Below are 15,081 nucleotides of genomic sequence, written 5' to 3'. Positions count from 1 at the left end.
ACAACCATTTCTAAACCTATTCCTGTGCAGACAACTCCGTTTCTGGGTGAATTGATTGGTACCGTCGTATTGATTCTGTTGGGTAACGGCGTCGTTGCCAACGTCGTGCTGAATCAGACCAAGGGCAACAATGGGGGCTGGATTGTGATTACCGCCGGCTGGGCTTTCGCCGTTACAATCGGCGTTTTTGTGGCCAAAGCCTTCGGTAGCGTCGACGCCCACCTGAATCCGGCCGTTACCATTGCCTTTGCCGTTGCTACCGACGATTACAGTCATGTTGTTCCGTACATAACCGCGCAGTTGATCGGGTCGGTCATCGGAGCAACGCTCGTCTGGCTGCACCACGGCCCCCACTGGGCGGTTACCAACGATTCAGGGGCCAAGCTGGCGGCTTTCTCCACCGAACCCGCGATCCGTAGCGTAGGGGCAAACCTGACGAGTGAAGCCCTGGCAACGCTCGTGCTGATTCTGGGGTTGGCCGGTATCTCGTCGAAACACTTGGGCGAACTGGCTATCGGTGTCGGACCGTACCTAGTCGGCATACTGGTCTGGAGTATCGGGCTGTCGCTGGGTGGCCCGACGGGCTATGCCATCAATCCGGCGCGTGACCTGGGACCACGACTGGCGCACACGTTCCTGCCCATCCCCAACAAAGGCAGCTCGAACTGGGATTACGCCTGGGTGCCGGTGCTGGGCCCTGTCATTGGAGCCGTGGTGGGTGGACTGCTGATTCGGTGGTACGCGCTCTGATTTCTGCCGTATCTTTGCTACATGCTTACCAAACCGTTTATCGTCGGTATTACCGGCGGCAGCGCATCCGGCAAAACGAGCTTTTTGCGGGGTGTACTCAGTGCGTTTGCCGAGGATGAAATCTGCCTGATTTCGCAGGATAACTACTACCGCTCGCTCGATCAGATTCAGGTCGACGATCAGGGTATTCACAATTTCGATCTGCCGGAAACCATCGATCACCATCTGTACGCGCAGCATATCGAGCAGCTTAGTGCGGGCCAGTCTGTTCAGCAGAAGGAATACACGTTCAACAACCCAACCGTCGTACCGCGTCTGTTGACATTTAGTCCGGCTCCCATCATTGTGGTGGAAGGCATTTTCGTATTTCACTTCCGCGAACTGGCCGATCAGATGGATTTGAAAATCTTCATCGACGCTAAGAACAGTATTAAACTGGAACGGCGGGTGAAGCGCGACGCGGAGGAGCGGGGCTATGATCTCGATGATGTCATGTATCGCTGGAAATACCACGTCAAGCCTACGTATCGGCAATTTATCAAGCCGTACCGTGCCGAAGCGGATATTGTTATACCAAATAACGTCCACTACCAGAAAGGACTCGATGTTGTCATTGCGTTCCTGAAATCAAAAGTGGCCGAACGACAATAGGATGTAGCCTGGACCGGGCCGCGCCACGGTGGCCGCCGGAGCAGCTCCAGGTCCAGGTGGCCGTTAGGCCGACTTATGCAGGCGACACCTCTCCTGGTCGCTACCGCGCCCATCAGACCTGGACCGGGCCGCCGAAGCGGGTCTGGGCTACGTCTCAGCTGTTCAGTGCAGGCTAGCGGCCGGTCCTTGCCCACTTAGTACTGGAGTGACATTTGTGACTCCTTTTATGTTTAACAGGAAACGATACCTGAATCAAAGTATGGAAGCACTGCTGGAAGAAGTACAGCGCGTCGGTTACGTCAACAAACCCGTCGCCAGCGATGTGGATTTAATCGCCGAAATCAACCGGCTCAAACGCGAAAAAAACGCGGTTATTCTGGCGCATTACTATGTCGACGGCGAGATTCAGGATCTGGCTGATTACATCGGTGACAGCCTTGGTCTGAGTCAGCAGGCTGCCAGCACGGAAGCCGACATGATTGTGTTCTGTGGCGTACATTTCATGGGCGAGACGGCCAAGATTCTGTCGCCCCACAAGAAAGTCGTGATTCCCGACCTGAACGCGGGCTGTTCACTGGCCGATTCGGCACCCGCCGATAAGTTTGCGGCTTTCAAAGCACAATACCCCGACCACCTGGTGCTGTCGTACATCAACTGTTCGGCGGAGATCAAGGCTCTGTCGGATATCATCGTCACGTCGTCTAACGCGCTCAAGATCGTTGAGAGCCTGCCGAGAGATCAGAAGATCATCTTCGCGCCCGACGCTAACTTGGGCCGCTTCGTCATGAACAAGACCGGCCGTGATATGGTGTTGTGGGATGGTGCCTGTATCGTGCATATCGATATTTCGCTCGAAAAGCTGCAACGGCTGCGGACCGAAAACCCCAACGCCGAGTTCATCGCCCACCCGGAGTGCCAGGAGCACATTCTGAGTCAGGCCGACTACGTAGGATCGACGACGGCGCTGCTGAAGTACGTGGTCGATAGCCCAAATCAGACGTTCATCGTCGGAACGGAAGCGGGTATTCTGCACAAAATGCGGCAGGCCGTACCGCACAAGAAAATCATTCCGGCACCGGCTAGTCAGAATAACACCTGTGCCTGCTCGGAATGTCCGTACATGAAGATGAACACGCTCGAAAAACTGTATAATTGCCTGTTGTACGAACAACCCGAAATCTTCGTACCGGAAGATGTCCGCGTCAAAGCCGAAGCGTCGGTCATCCGCATGCTGGAAATGAGTAAATAGCGTCTTGGCTGCAAGACAGATTTCAATTAAACATACAAAGGTTATGAACTGGCAGAGCCATATCACGTCGGACCCTACTGTTATGTTTGGTAAGCCGGTCATCCGAGGTACACGCATTCCAGTCGATCTTGTTTTGGAGAAATTGGGCAACGGTGAATCGGTTGCCCAGTTGCTGGATGCCTACCCACGGGCTACGGAAGCAGACCTGATGGCCTGTTTGCTGTTTGCTTCAGATGTGGTGAAAAACGAAGTCGTGTATGCACAGGCCGGATGAATTAGTATTCGTGGCAGATGAAAATTTTGATTATAGTGTCGTCAAAGCGCTGAGTCATTTCCCAGTATTTCAGATCCACAGGTTTTACAAATTGCAACCGACCGAAAGGCAATTCTGCTCACCGAAGATAAAGATTTCGGTGAACTCGTACACCGGCTCCGTATGCCGCATTGTGGTATTTTACTGGTTCGACTGCTGAAAATTACCAGTGCTGAGAAGTGCGTCCGTGTCTGTCAGGTTATCAATAATTTTCAGCACGACCTTTTCTACAGTTTCGCGGTTCTCAGCAATGATCAGCTGCGAATCCGCCCTGCACAATCAAACTGACATGCCTCACCAATTCGATTTTCTGGTTATCGGCTCCGGTATCGCGGGCCTGAGTTACGCGACAAAGCTGGCTATGCACTTTGAGCGGCTCAACGAATCCGTGCGCATCGGCGTCATTACCAAAGTGCAGGCCGAGGAGACCAATACGAAATACGCGCAGGGAGGGATCGCTGCCGTGTGGGCGGCCGACGACTCGTTTGAAAAGCATATCGAGGATACAATGGTCGCCGGCGACTTTCTCAGCGATCGGCACATCGTCGAGATCGTCGTAAACGAAGGGCCGGCGCGTATTCGCGAGCTGATTGATTACGGTACTCGCTTCGACAAGGAGCATACCGGTACTGACTACGATCTGGCTCGGGAAGGCGGGCACTCCGACTTTCGTATCCTGCATTTTAAGGACATTACCGGCGCTGAAATCGAACGGGCACTGCTGGAAAAAGCGGCTTCACTACCCAGCATCGAAATCTTTACGCACTTCTACGCCGTCGAACTGATTACGAAGCACCACCTCGGCGAAACGGTGCATCGATATGACAACGACAATCACTGCTACGGCGCGTACGTGCTGAATACCCAAACCGGTCAGGTCGAGCGGTTCCTGGCGAAGACCACGTTGCTGGCAACGGGCGGCATCGGAAACATATATCAGAACACGACAAACCCCAACATTGCAACCGGCGACGGTATCGCGATGGCGTACCGGGCGAAGGGTGTCTGTAAGGATATGGAGTTTATTCAGTTTCATCCGACGGCACTGTACGAACCCGGCAAGAAGCCCAACTTCCTGATTTCGGAAGCGGTGCGCGGCTTTGGCGGTATTCTGCGGACGCGGTCGGGTGAAACGTTCATGGAGCAGTATGACGCCCGCCTGTCGCTGGCCCCCCGCGACATCGTTGCCCGCGCTATCGACTCGGAGATGAAGAAGGCGGGAGACTCGTTCGTTTACCTCGACGTGACGCACTGCGACTACGACAAGTTTGTCGAGCATTTTCCGACGATAACGGCTTACTGTCGCGATCACCTCGGGCTTGATCTGCGAAAAGATTACATCCCGGTGGTACCGGCGCAGCACTACCTGTGCGGTGGCGTACGCGTAAACGAGTGGGGACAAACCAACATTCAATACCTCTATGCTGTTGGGGAATGTTCCTGCACGGGCCTTCACGGGGCTAACCGACTGGCCAGCAATTCACTGCTCGAAGCGGTCGTATTCGGGCACCGGGCATACGAGAAAACGATCGAACTGGTAGGTACAGCTACCGTACCGGAGAATATCCCGGCCTGGAACGACGCAGGGACCACGCATCCGGAGGAACTCGTACTGGTAACGGAAATCCGTAAGGAACTGGAGTCGATTATGTCGAACTACGTCGGCATCGTTCGCTCGAACCGTCGGCTGAAGCGGGCCCTCGACCGGCTGGAGTTGTTGTACATCGAGCACGAAGAACTGTACCGACAGTCGAAAGTATCGGTACATATCTGCGAACTACGGAATATGATCGAAGTCGCCTACCTGGTTATCAAGATGGCGGTGGCCCGGCGTGAGAACAGGGGACTGCATTATAACATCGACAACGTCAAACCGTGATATAAGACCGAGGACGGATTGATTGTATCAGCAAACGGCAAAAAGTTTTGGTTAATATCTGTTTGATAAACAGATAGTTGTTATAAAAAAGTGTGGGTTGTGCTACTGACTATACGTCAAAAAATAGTTTGGCAATCCAATGGTTAATCCGTTTATTTGCGCAGTTTTTTAACTAGAACAGACTACCAAAATGTCGGAAATTGCAGAGAAAGTCAAAAACATTATTGTTGAAAAGTTAGGGGTTGAGGCATCGGAAGTTACGCCTGAGGCTAGCTTCACCAACGATCTTGGCGCCGACTCGCTCGACACCGTTGAGCTGATTATGGAATTCGAAAAAGAATTCAATATTTCTATCCCCGACGATCAGGCTGAGAACATCGGCACGGTTGGTCAGGCTGTCACTTACCTCGAAGAAAACGCTGGTAAATAAGCTACTGAATCGAGTACCACGCTTCCTTCTTTCATTACCTCGCAGTTTAACTGTATGACGTTAAAACGAGTAGTCGTAACGGGTCTTGGCGCACTTACGCCGATTGGTAACGATGTACCTACTTTCTGGAACAACTTATCAGCCGGCGTAAGCGGTGCCGGCCCGATCACGAAGTTCGATGCTTCCAAGTTTCGCACGCGATTCGCCTGTGAAGTAAAGAATCTCGATGTCACGCAGTTCATTCCCCGGCAGGAAGCGCGTAAAATGGATGCCTTCACCCATTACGCGCTGATTGCCACCGACGAAGCCGTCAAGGATTCGGGCCTTGATCTGGAAAACGACGATCTTAACAAGATTGGTGTTATCTGGGGCTCGGGTATTGGCGGGCTCAAGTCGTTCGAGGACGAAATGATCGACTACGCCAAAGGCGATGGTACCCCCCGCATCAATCCGTTCTTTATCGTACGCATGATCGCCGACAGTGCTTCCGGGCAGATCTCGATGCGGTACGGATTTCGGGGTACAAACTACGTTACCGTGTCGGCCTGCGCGTCGACGAACAACGCCATCATCGACGCTTTTAACTACATCCGGTTGGGTCGGTTAAACGTTTGTGTGGTTGGTGGGTCGGAAGCGGCTGTTACCAGAGCCGGTATTGGTGGATTCAACGCCAACCGGGCGTTGTCGGAGCGCAATGATTCGCCGGAAACAGCTTCGCGCCCGTACGATAAAGACCGCGATGGTTTTGTCATGGGTGAAGGTGCTGGCGCGCTGATCCTCGAAGAGTACGACCGTGCTAAAGCCCGTGGTGCCAAAATTTACGCCGAGTTAATCGGTGGCGGCATGTCATCGGATGCGTACCATATCACGTCGCCACACCCCGAAGGGTTGGGGGCTTACCTGGCGATGCAGGATGCGTTGAATGATGCCGGTATCGAACCAACTGAGATTGACTACATTAACACCCACGGCACGTCGACACCCGTCGGCGACCCGCAGGAACTGAAAGCAATCTACAAGTTGTTTGGTGATCATGCGTTCAAGCTGAACATTAGCTCGACCAAGTCAATGACGGGGCACTTGCTGGGGGCTGCTGGTGCGGTTGAGGCCATTGCCAGTGTAATGGCGCTCCAACACCAACTGGTACCGCCAACGATCAACCTGATCACGCCCGACCCGGAAGTCGATTCGCGCTTCAACCTGACGCCAAACAAAGCGCAGGAGCGGGAACTGACCACGGTTATGAGCAATGCCTTCGGATTTGGTGGACACAATGCCATTGTAATTTTCCGTAAACCAAGCTGAGCCCTTGCAACTCACGCTGCCACGAAGTCTGTTCAACCCACTCGACTGGTTCCGATCCCGATCGGGTAACGGCGATCCTCGTAAGAACCTACGCCGGTCGATCGCGCACATCATTGGTGAACGGCCGTCAAATCTGGGTTTATACCAGCTGGCGCTGAGGCACACATCGGCATCGAAGGCAACGGCAATAGAAGGCTTTCGCGAGTCGAACGAACGACTCGAATATCTCGGCGACGCTGTGCTCGGCATGGTGATTGCCGAGTTTTTGTTTAAAAAATATCCCTACAAGGACGAAGGCTTCCTGACCGAGATCCGGTCACGGATTGTCAATCGTGAGACCCTGAACGGTATTGCCCGGAAAATTGGTCTCGACAGGCTAATCGAATACGATGGGCAGCGTACGAAGAGCGTACCGAGCCGGAGTTCCATGTACGGCGATGCGCTGGAGGCCCTGGTGGGCGCGGTGTATCTGGATAAAGGATTCCGCTTTTCCCGTCAGTTCATCTTAAAAGAACTGCTTTCCCATTACGACCTCGATCTGGTCGTTCAGAACAATATCAACTTTAAAAGCCGCCTGATCGAATGGGCGCAACGGTCGGGTAAAGAGATCCGCTTCGATATTATTTCCGAAAAAGGCAGTAGTCATTTTCGGGAGTTTATCGCTCAGGTCGTTGTCGACGAAGAGCCATTTGCCACGGGTAGCGGCTATTCGAAAAAGAAAGCTGAGCAGGCCGCTGCGGAAAAGGCACTGGCGCAGATCGATAGCTGACAACTCACCCTTACGTACATAATTCTGTCAAACCGGCACATCGGCTAGTATTCAGTAGCTGTTTTGGCCGGTTTTCGTTGTTTTATGCAGTAGATTGACTGTCAACTTGACGTTTATAACACGCTACCGGGCCCTGGTATGGGATTTGATTCAGTGAGTCAAAATCTGGAATTGGTGGGTGAAAATTAGCCGCTGAGACAGTTTGAATTGGCTGGTTCGCGGCCCTCAACAAAGCCCTGTTAAATTTTGTTAAGGACAGACCCACCCCGGATTTTTCCCAACCTCTTTCCGTTATATCAGTACATCGGAAACGATAGTTTACACAAAAGAGCAATTCTCAATTTTCCCAATTAACCATGAAAAGCAACTGGAAACTTTTAGCGTTGATGGCGATTCTGTCGAGCGTCGTGACGTTAGCCGCTTACAACCTGTTGGGATTCAATAACCGTGACGTAGTCTTTAATGAATCGTCGCCGACCCCAACCATTACAAGCCGCCTGGCAGCTCTGACGGGTGATAGCCCCTCGGCCGCACCCGGTGATTTCTCGACGGCCGCTGAAGCCGTAACGCCTACGGTTGTTCACATTCGCACAACGATGACCCGCACGGTTCGTCAGCAGCAGGTACCTGACATCTTCCGTGAATTTTTCGGTGACGAGTTTGGTGGTCAGCAGCGACAGCCTCGCCGTCAGCAGGGGCAGGCATCGGGTTCGGGTGTAATCATCAGCAAAGACGGCTACATTGTTACGAATAATCACGTCGTACAGGACGCCGACGAAGTTGAGGTAATCATGACGGATAAGCGCAGTTTCAAAGCCAAAGTAATTGGTACTGATCCCCTGACTGATCTGGCCGTTATTAAAGTTGAAGCTACCAATTTGCCCGCCATTACATTAGGCGATTCCGACGGTCTTAAACTGGGTGAATGGGTACTGGCTGTTGGTTACCCGCTTGATCTGGAATCGACGGTAACTGCTGGTATCGTTAGTGCAAAAGGCCGGAAAATCGGTATCCTGGACCAGAACATCGACCGGAACGACAAAAAGCCCGACACGCCAGTTGAGTCGTTCATTCAAACCGATGCTGCTATCAACCCCGGTAACTCAGGTGGTGCATTGGTAAACCTACGTGGAGAACTGGTTGGCATCAACTCGGCGATTGCATCAGCAACGGGTTACTACAGCGGTTATGGCTTCGCAGTACCGGTGTCATTGGTGAAAAAAGTCTCGGCTGATCTGCTGAAATACGGTAACGTACAGCGCGGTTATATCGGAATTCATCCGATCGAGCTGAACAGCAAGATGGCTAAGGAAAAAAATGTCAAAGTGAATCGTGGTATCTACGTTGACGAGGCCGTCGAAGATGGCGCTGCCAAACAGGCTGGATTGCAGAAAGGTGATGTAATCGTGAAAATGGAAGGTCAGCCGCTGGATTCAGATGCGCAAATGCGTGAAATCATCGGCCGTCGTCGCCCAGGTGATATTGTCAACGTGACGGTCAATCGGAACGGTACCGAAAAAGAGTACAAAGTTGAACTGCGTAACCGGAACGGTGGGCGTGATGTAATCCGGAAAGCCGACGTTACAGCCTCGACTGCTTCGCTTGGAGCCCTGGGTGCCGACTTTGAAGAGTTGAGCGGTCAGGAAGCCAAACAATTAGGTGTCAGCGGTGGCGTTCGGGTAAAGCAAATCAAAGATGGTAAGCTGGCCGAAACGGACATTGAAGAAGGATTCATCATCGTGAAGGCGAACGGTCGGAACGTGAAAACGACGAAAGACCTCCAGATGATTCTGGGTTCTGTGAAAGAAGGCGAAGGACTGATGCTGATCGGGATGTACCCAAACAGCTCGCGGATGTACTACTACGCCGTACCGGTTTAATCACTACTTCAAGCACTAAAAAAGCCCGCTAGCAAACGCTAACGGGCTTTTTTAGTGCTTGAAGTAGCGCGGCTTAAGGTTTGTGGTTCAATATTTAAAAGTTGGCTACTGCCAGTGTTACTCCCGCCAGCTAACCTCAAACCTTGGACGTTAAACCTTAAATTGACCTATTCGAAGTAATTCAGAATCTGGTGACCGCTCTGCGCCAGCAGCTGATCGCGCCGGAACAGATCGATGTCCGCTGTCATCATGTCTTTTACCAGTGCCGGCAGATCGTATTTAGGTGTCCAGTTCAGCTTCGTCATCGCCTTTGTCGGATCACCGAGCAACAGATCTACTTCGGTTGGCCGGAAGTAGCGTGGGTCGACGCAAACAACTTCCTGACCGACAGGTACCGGGAAGTCTGGGTTGTTCGCCCGAACGACCTTCGCAGTCTCACTAGCGCCTTCGCCTGAGAATTCCAGTTCAACGCCGATTTCAGCAAACGACATCCGGACGAAATCCCGGATTCGGGTCGTTACACCCGTTGCGATAACGAAATCTTCCGGCGTTTCCTGCTGAAGAATCAGGTACATCGCTTCGACGTAATCCTTTGCATGACCCCAGTCGCGCTGGGCGTCGAGGTTGCCAAGGTATACTTTCTCCTGTAGGCCCAGACCAATGCGCGACACCGCGCGGGTGATTTTACGCGTAACGAACGTTTCGCCCCGTAGTGGTGATTCGTGGTTGAACAGGATACCGTTGCAGGCATACATGTTGTAAGCCTCGCGGTAGTTGACCGTAATCCAGTACGCGTATTGTTTCGCTACGGCATACGGCGAACGGGGGTAGAAGGGCGTCGTTTCCGACTGCGCGTGACCTTGTACGCCACCGTAAAGCTCCGATGTCGATGCCTGATAGATTTTAGTCTTGCCCGTTAGGCCCAGCAGGCGAACGGCTTCAAGAATACGCAGCGTACCGATACCATCGACCTGAGCCGCGTATTCGGGCTCTTCGAAACTTACCTGTACGTGCGACATTGCGCCCAGGTTATAGATCTCGTCGGGCTGAACTTCTTGGATGATCCGGATGATGTTGGTTGAATCCGACAGATCACCGTAATGTAGTTTGAAACGTACGTTGTCCTGGTGGGGATCTTCGTAGACGTGGTCGATACGCTGCGTATTAAAGAGCGAACTCCGCCGTTTGATCCCGTGGACTTCGTAGCCTTTCGAGAGCAGCAGTTCGGTCAGATACGCGCCGTCCTGACCCGTTACACCTGTGATTAGCGCTTTTTTCATATATTATTACTGATAAGTCGATTGCATCCAGTTGTACAAAACGAATCAAATTTACAGGTATTCGCGCAACGAATTGCATTATTTTATTAACAGGGCTCTGCGTACGTCTACTTTGTCGCCTTGCAGCAGTGCTGAACGAACCTGCTGTTTTATAGACGCATAGTAGCGTTCGGCGTCAATGCGTCGCATGAAATCGCCCACTTTTAGCCTGTACGTTGGCTGGTTGTAGCTTAGGTAGGGATTCAGTTCAGGAAAGTTCTGCGCGATCAATGCCTTTATCGCGTCGACCTCCTGACGCTGTGTACCGACGTATACCTGAATGCGAAAGCCGGGGGCATACCGAACCGACCGGTTCTGTTCGGCCAGGGTATCGAGTACGGCGTCGAGTTGCCGGTTTACGCTCATCGTAGCGACCGGGGCGGGCGTAGAACGGCGTGGTTCTGTTCTGCGGGGTGTTGTCGACGGTGTAGCGGGCTTGGGAGCGGGCTCACCTGAGTTCGTGGGGCGATTTGTCGCTGGACGCGTGCCCGACGCTGGCGAACCATAAGTAGGCCGTACGGTCGCTAAATCCTCGCTGTAAGCACCATAGTTGGTAGCCGCACGACCACTACTACTACTACTTACCGGGCGGCTCGTGGCGCATCCCATTAACAAGGCTATAAATCCTACGCCAACAAGGCTTGATCCGATATTCATACTACCGATTCGACTGTGCGAAGGCAAAAATACAATTTTCAACGCCGAGTTAACAGACCGTTGACAATGGTGCGCGACCCTCATAGATTTTGGTTACTTTTGTTGGATAACCTCCCCGGTTTATGTTGACTATACAAAGTAACGTGTCGCTCAAGCCCTACAATACATTTGGTATCGAGGCTCAGGCACGCTATCTGGTTGAGATTTCGCACGAAAACGACCTGCCTGCCCTTCTCTTACTACATGACTTCGTAGACGTACCAAAACTTATTCTGGGTGGGGGCAGTAACGTTCTGCTCCGCCGGGACTTTGACGGATTGGTCGTGAAAATGGCGATTCAGGGTATAGAAGTCGTTCGGGAAGATGAAAGCCACATCTATCTCAGCGTAGGAGCAGGCGTGAACTGGCACCAACTGGTTGCCTACTGCGTCGCGCATGGGTATGCCGGTATGGAGAATCTGTCGCTGATTCCGGGTACGGTCGGGGCGGCCCCTATGCAGAACATCGGTGCGTATGGTGTTGAAATCGAACAGATCTTCGAGTCGCTGACGGCCGTACACATTCCAACGGGCGAATACCGCACGTTTACGCATGCCGATTGTGCGTTTGGCTATCGGGAAAGCGTATTTAAGCACGAACTGAAAGGACAGTATATCATTACCCGCGTTACGTTTCGGCTTGATAAAGTCCCGACGTTTCACACGCGATACGGAGCTATCCAGGAAACGCTCGATGCGATGGGTGTATCTGAAGATAAGCTGTCGATTCAGGCAATCAGCGACGCTGTAATTCACATACGGCGGAGTAAGTTGCCCGATCCGGCGCAGATCGGTAATGCCGGGAGCTTTTTTAAGAACCCGGAAATTTCCGCTGAGCAGTTCACCCAGCTAAAGGAAACCTATCCCGACATGCCGGGCTACCCGTTAGCCGACGGCGGTGTAAAACTACCCGCCGGCTGGCTGATTGAGCGGGCGGGCTGGAAAGGGTATCGCAAAGATGATGCGGGCGTACACGCTAAACAGGCGCTGGTGCTGGTCAACTATGGCGGAGCAACGGGCGATGAACTGATTGCCTTGGCTCAACAGGTTCAGGCATCGGTATATGAAAAGTACGGCGTTTGCATTCAGCCGGAGGTGAATGTAATTTAGCTAACGGTCAACAGAAAGGGGGCGCAACCATCGGCTGCGTCCCCTTCTTCATGGAATGTGTAGCTTATTCGAAGCAAAGCGATGCCGCACCCAGCAGGCCAGCGTCATTACCCAGCGTTGCCCGTTTGATGGCCAGCCCGTTTTTGTAATAAGGATTCAGCCAGTAATCGAGCGTACGATTGACGGCAGGCAGGATGTAGTCGAACGAAGCCGACAAACCACCACCGATCAGTACGTACTTGATATCCAGAATTTTGATCAGGGCAGATAGTCCCTCACCTAGCATTTCGCCTACTTCTTCCCAGATCTGCATGGCGAGCTTGTCACCTTCGGCGGCAGCGGCTACCAGACCCGTCGTAGAAATATTACCATCGTCGGGAAGTTGTGTGTCTCCACTAAACTCCGACCGGCGCAGGTTGGCCAGTTGCAACAGTTCAACCTTGCCGATGTTGCGTTCAAGCACGCGACCGTTACGGGAAGGAATGTGGCCCGGCTCCATCGCGTTGCCATCACCCCCGGTAAAGATTTTCTTGTTGATGATGGCGGCACCGCCGACACCCGTACCCAGCGTGATGAAAATGTAATTTTCGTTGATCTTTTCTTCGGCGAAATAATATTCACCCAGAGCCGCTGCGTTGGCGTCGTTTTCGAGAAAAAACTGAATACCCGGGAAGCGTTTCGACAGAATATCGACCATTGGTACGCCGTCGATTTCTGGAATTGCCGTGATTTCGAGCGGAACGGTCCGTTCGCGATTGAGCATGCCGGGCAGACCGATACCAACGTGTTTTACGTCTTTGTTGGCCAGTAGTTGCAGCGCAACCGCGTCGCCAAAGCGATCAATAAAATGACCCGACTGCCGCCAGCTGCCCGTATCGTGGCTATAAAAGTTTGAAATTTTGCCGGTACTCGCATCAACGATACCCATTTTGACGTTCGTACCGCCAACGTCTATACCCAGATACTCAACAGAAGCCATTTCCTGTATTTGCCGTTTTTTTCGGTTAAACTAAGTTGCCCGCTCGAAAGCGATGGGCCGCAAGTTAGCAAAAACCGCTCGACTCCTTTATATACCCGCTACATCGACCTGTCCCACTTACAGGTCACCCAGTTGTGGACGTAGCAAAATTTCTTCGATGACGGCCGACGGCGATAGGGTATACGCGGCCCATAAACTGTTGGCAACGTCGGCGGCTGCGATAAATCGATCGGCTGGTAAGTCAGTGCCTACCCAGCTATCGGTGAGGGTAGCACCGGGCAGCAGTGCCGTAACTTTAACGCCTGTCGGCTTCAATTCTTCGCGCAATACCCGGCTCATACCCAGCAAGGCAAATTTGGAAATACAGTACGAACCCCCATTGGTATACGGCGTAATGCTGGCCGTCGAGCACATCATGAAAATATGCCCCTTCCGACGGGATACCATGCTGCCAACAAGGCCACGCGTGATGTGGTAGGCGCTGGCGACGTTGGTGTTCATCAATTGCTCGAACGTACCCTCGGCCTCGTTCTGAATCTGCCCCGGCAAAAAGACCCCCGTATTGTTGACCAGTATATCGACGGGGCGACCAAGCGAACGAACATAGTCGAGCAGGGCGTCGACGCCGGCGCGGGTGCCGAGGTCGGCGGCAAATGGCAGGTAACCCGCTCCACTCATTCCGTCGACGGAGCGGGCGCAGACGACAACGTCAAACTGTTCAGAAATAAGTTTGTCGGTAATGGCCCGACCGATTCCTTTGGTACCCCCCGTAACAACGGCTAATGACTTCATAGCGAGAAAAACACAGTGGCTGACGAACGCGCAAGTTACGGTAGAAACCATTCGTCAGTTGATGGAGTTTCAGGGTAGGACCTTGTCCGCCACTACACTGACACGCTCGCTGTCGACCTGAATCATGCTCACACGAATTGGTGACTATTTTATCTTTCTGGGTACGCTGTTTCGCAATCGCGAAAAAATGGGCGTTTACCTGCGGCTGATCATTGATGAATGCATGTCGATTGGGGTTGGCTCCATCTTCATCGTCGCTCTGGTCAATACGTTTATCGGGGCCGTTACCTGCGTACAGACGGCCTACAACCTGACCAACCCGTTTGTTCCGAAAAATATTATTGCGCTGATCGTACGCGACAGTTCGATCCTGGAACTGGCGCCTACGCTGTCGTGCATCGTACTGGCGGGTAAAGTGGGGTCGAACATTGCCGGCGAACTGGGGACGATGCGTATCAGCGAACAGATTGATGCGCTGGAGGTGATGGGGATCAATTCCAGTTCGTATCTGATCTTGCCAAAGGTTGTAGCGTCGGTCCTGATGTTCCCGCTATTGGTTATCATGGCCGCCTTCCTGTCGATTCTGGGGGGGTACATTGCCGGTACGCTGGCGGGGGTCATCTCTCCCGAAGAATACGTGTCGGGCCTGCGTTTCGAATACAAGCCATTCGGCGTCACGTTTGCGCTGATCAAAACCGTCGTCTTCGCCTTTCTGGTCTCGACAATCTCGGCCTATCAGGGCTACAATGTAAAGGGTGGGGCCCTGGAAGTGGGTACTGCATCGACCTCCGCCGTAACCAACAGTTGTATCGCCATCGTAGCCGCCGACTTCGTCCTGACGCAGGTGCTGCTGACCTAATTGCGAATGAGTGATTGAGCGAATGAGCGGTCCGCTGTCGCGGTGAATAAGGCTGACATATAGCCAGCTATTCGCTCAATCACTCATTCGCTCAATCACTC

At 52.7% G+C, this 15,081-nt stretch carries 16 protein-coding genes; 12 read left to right on the top strand and 4 right to left on the bottom strand.

What is annotated here, in order from left to right; genetic code table 11:
- Positions 1 to 24: 24 nt before the first annotated feature.
- From CLV58_RS15530 to CLV58_RS15490, 10 genes are all read left to right on the top strand, one after another.
- Positions 25 to 750, top strand: coding sequence for an MIP/aquaporin family protein (locus CLV58_RS15530; protein WP_106138746.1), 726 nt, complete (start codon positions 25 to 27; stop codon positions 748 to 750).
- Positions 751 to 771: 21 nt separating this feature from the next.
- On the top strand, positions 772 to 1,401 hold the full coding sequence (gene udk, locus CLV58_RS15525) for a uridine kinase (protein ID WP_106138745.1): 630 nt from the start codon (positions 772 to 774) through the stop codon (positions 1,399 to 1,401).
- 259 nt (positions 1,402 to 1,660) lie between these two features.
- On the top strand, positions 1,661 to 2,650 hold the full coding sequence (nadA, locus tag CLV58_RS15520) for a quinolinate synthase NadA (RefSeq protein ID WP_106138744.1): 990 nt from the start codon (positions 1,661 to 1,663) through the stop codon (positions 2,648 to 2,650).
- Positions 2,651 to 2,693: 43 nt separating this feature from the next.
- Positions 2,694 to 2,924: a DUF433 domain-containing protein gene (locus tag CLV58_RS15515; protein ID WP_106138743.1), complete on the top strand. Its 231-nt coding sequence runs from the start codon at positions 2,694 to 2,696 to the stop codon at positions 2,922 to 2,924.
- A 66-nt stretch (positions 2,925 to 2,990) separates the two neighbouring features.
- Positions 2,991 to 3,251 (top strand): DUF5615 family PIN-like protein, encoded by a 261-nt coding sequence (locus CLV58_RS29165; protein ID WP_170108717.1) that lies wholly within the window; start codon positions 2,991 to 2,993, stop codon positions 3,249 to 3,251.
- Between the two features lies 1 nt (position 3,252).
- Complete coding sequence (gene nadB, locus CLV58_RS15510; protein WP_106138742.1) at positions 3,253 to 4,842, top strand: L-aspartate oxidase; 1,590 nt, start codon at positions 3,253 to 3,255, stop codon at positions 4,840 to 4,842.
- 190 nt (positions 4,843 to 5,032) lie between these two features.
- Complete coding sequence (locus CLV58_RS15505; protein ID WP_106138741.1) at positions 5,033 to 5,272, top strand: acyl carrier protein; 240 nt, start codon at positions 5,033 to 5,035, stop codon at positions 5,270 to 5,272.
- A gap of 54 nt (positions 5,273 to 5,326) precedes the next feature.
- Positions 5,327 to 6,577, top strand: a complete 1,251-nt coding sequence (fabF, locus tag CLV58_RS15500; protein ID WP_106138740.1) for a beta-ketoacyl-ACP synthase II — start codon at positions 5,327 to 5,329, stop codon at positions 6,575 to 6,577.
- 4 nt (positions 6,578 to 6,581) lie between these two features.
- Complete coding sequence (gene rnc, locus CLV58_RS15495) at positions 6,582 to 7,346, top strand: ribonuclease III (RefSeq protein WP_106138739.1); 765 nt, start codon at positions 6,582 to 6,584, stop codon at positions 7,344 to 7,346.
- A gap of 356 nt (positions 7,347 to 7,702) precedes the next feature.
- On the top strand, positions 7,703 to 9,226 hold the full coding sequence (locus tag CLV58_RS15490) for a Do family serine endopeptidase (RefSeq protein ID WP_106138738.1): 1,524 nt from the start codon (positions 7,703 to 7,705) through the stop codon (positions 9,224 to 9,226).
- 167 nt (positions 9,227 to 9,393) lie between these two features.
- Here CLV58_RS15490 and gmd read toward each other — a convergent pair whose 3' ends face one another.
- Entirely contained in the window at positions 9,394 to 10,506 is a 1,113-nt protein-coding gene (gmd, locus tag CLV58_RS15485) for a GDP-mannose 4,6-dehydratase (RefSeq protein ID WP_106138737.1), read from the bottom strand.
- A 78-nt stretch (positions 10,507 to 10,584) separates the two neighbouring features.
- Complete coding sequence (locus CLV58_RS15480; protein ID WP_106138736.1) at positions 10,585 to 11,202, bottom strand: SPOR domain-containing protein; 618 nt, start codon at positions 11,200 to 11,202, stop codon at positions 10,585 to 10,587.
- A gap of 122 nt (positions 11,203 to 11,324) precedes the next feature.
- Here CLV58_RS15480 and murB point away from each other — a divergent pair, with 122 nt between their 5' ends.
- Entirely contained in the window at positions 11,325 to 12,350 is a 1,026-nt protein-coding gene (murB, locus tag CLV58_RS15475) for a UDP-N-acetylmuramate dehydrogenase (protein ID WP_106138735.1), read from the top strand.
- A gap of 64 nt (positions 12,351 to 12,414) precedes the next feature.
- On the opposite strand, the gene CLV58_RS15470 is transcribed toward murB, so the two are convergent.
- Entirely contained in the window at positions 12,415 to 13,329 is a 915-nt protein-coding gene (locus tag CLV58_RS15470; protein WP_106138734.1) for an ROK family protein, read from the bottom strand.
- 117 nt (positions 13,330 to 13,446) lie between these two features.
- A complete protein-coding gene (locus tag CLV58_RS15465) occupies positions 13,447 to 14,121 on the bottom strand; it encodes an SDR family oxidoreductase (protein ID WP_106138733.1) in 675 nt (224 codons plus the stop codon).
- A gap of 124 nt (positions 14,122 to 14,245) precedes the next feature.
- Between CLV58_RS15465 and CLV58_RS15460 the strand changes: the two genes are divergently transcribed.
- Entirely contained in the window at positions 14,246 to 14,980 is a 735-nt protein-coding gene (locus tag CLV58_RS15460; RefSeq protein ID WP_106138732.1) for an MlaE family ABC transporter permease, read from the top strand.
- Positions 14,981 to 15,081 lie beyond the last annotated feature (101 nt).

Source organism: Spirosoma oryzae (genome assembly GCF_003002825.1).
In the GTDB taxonomy this organism is placed as follows: Bacteria; Bacteroidota; Bacteroidia; order Cytophagales; family Spirosomataceae; genus Spirosoma; species Spirosoma oryzae.
Note: the sequence above shows the minus strand (reverse complement) of the source record. Positions and strands in the feature narration are given on the sequence as shown.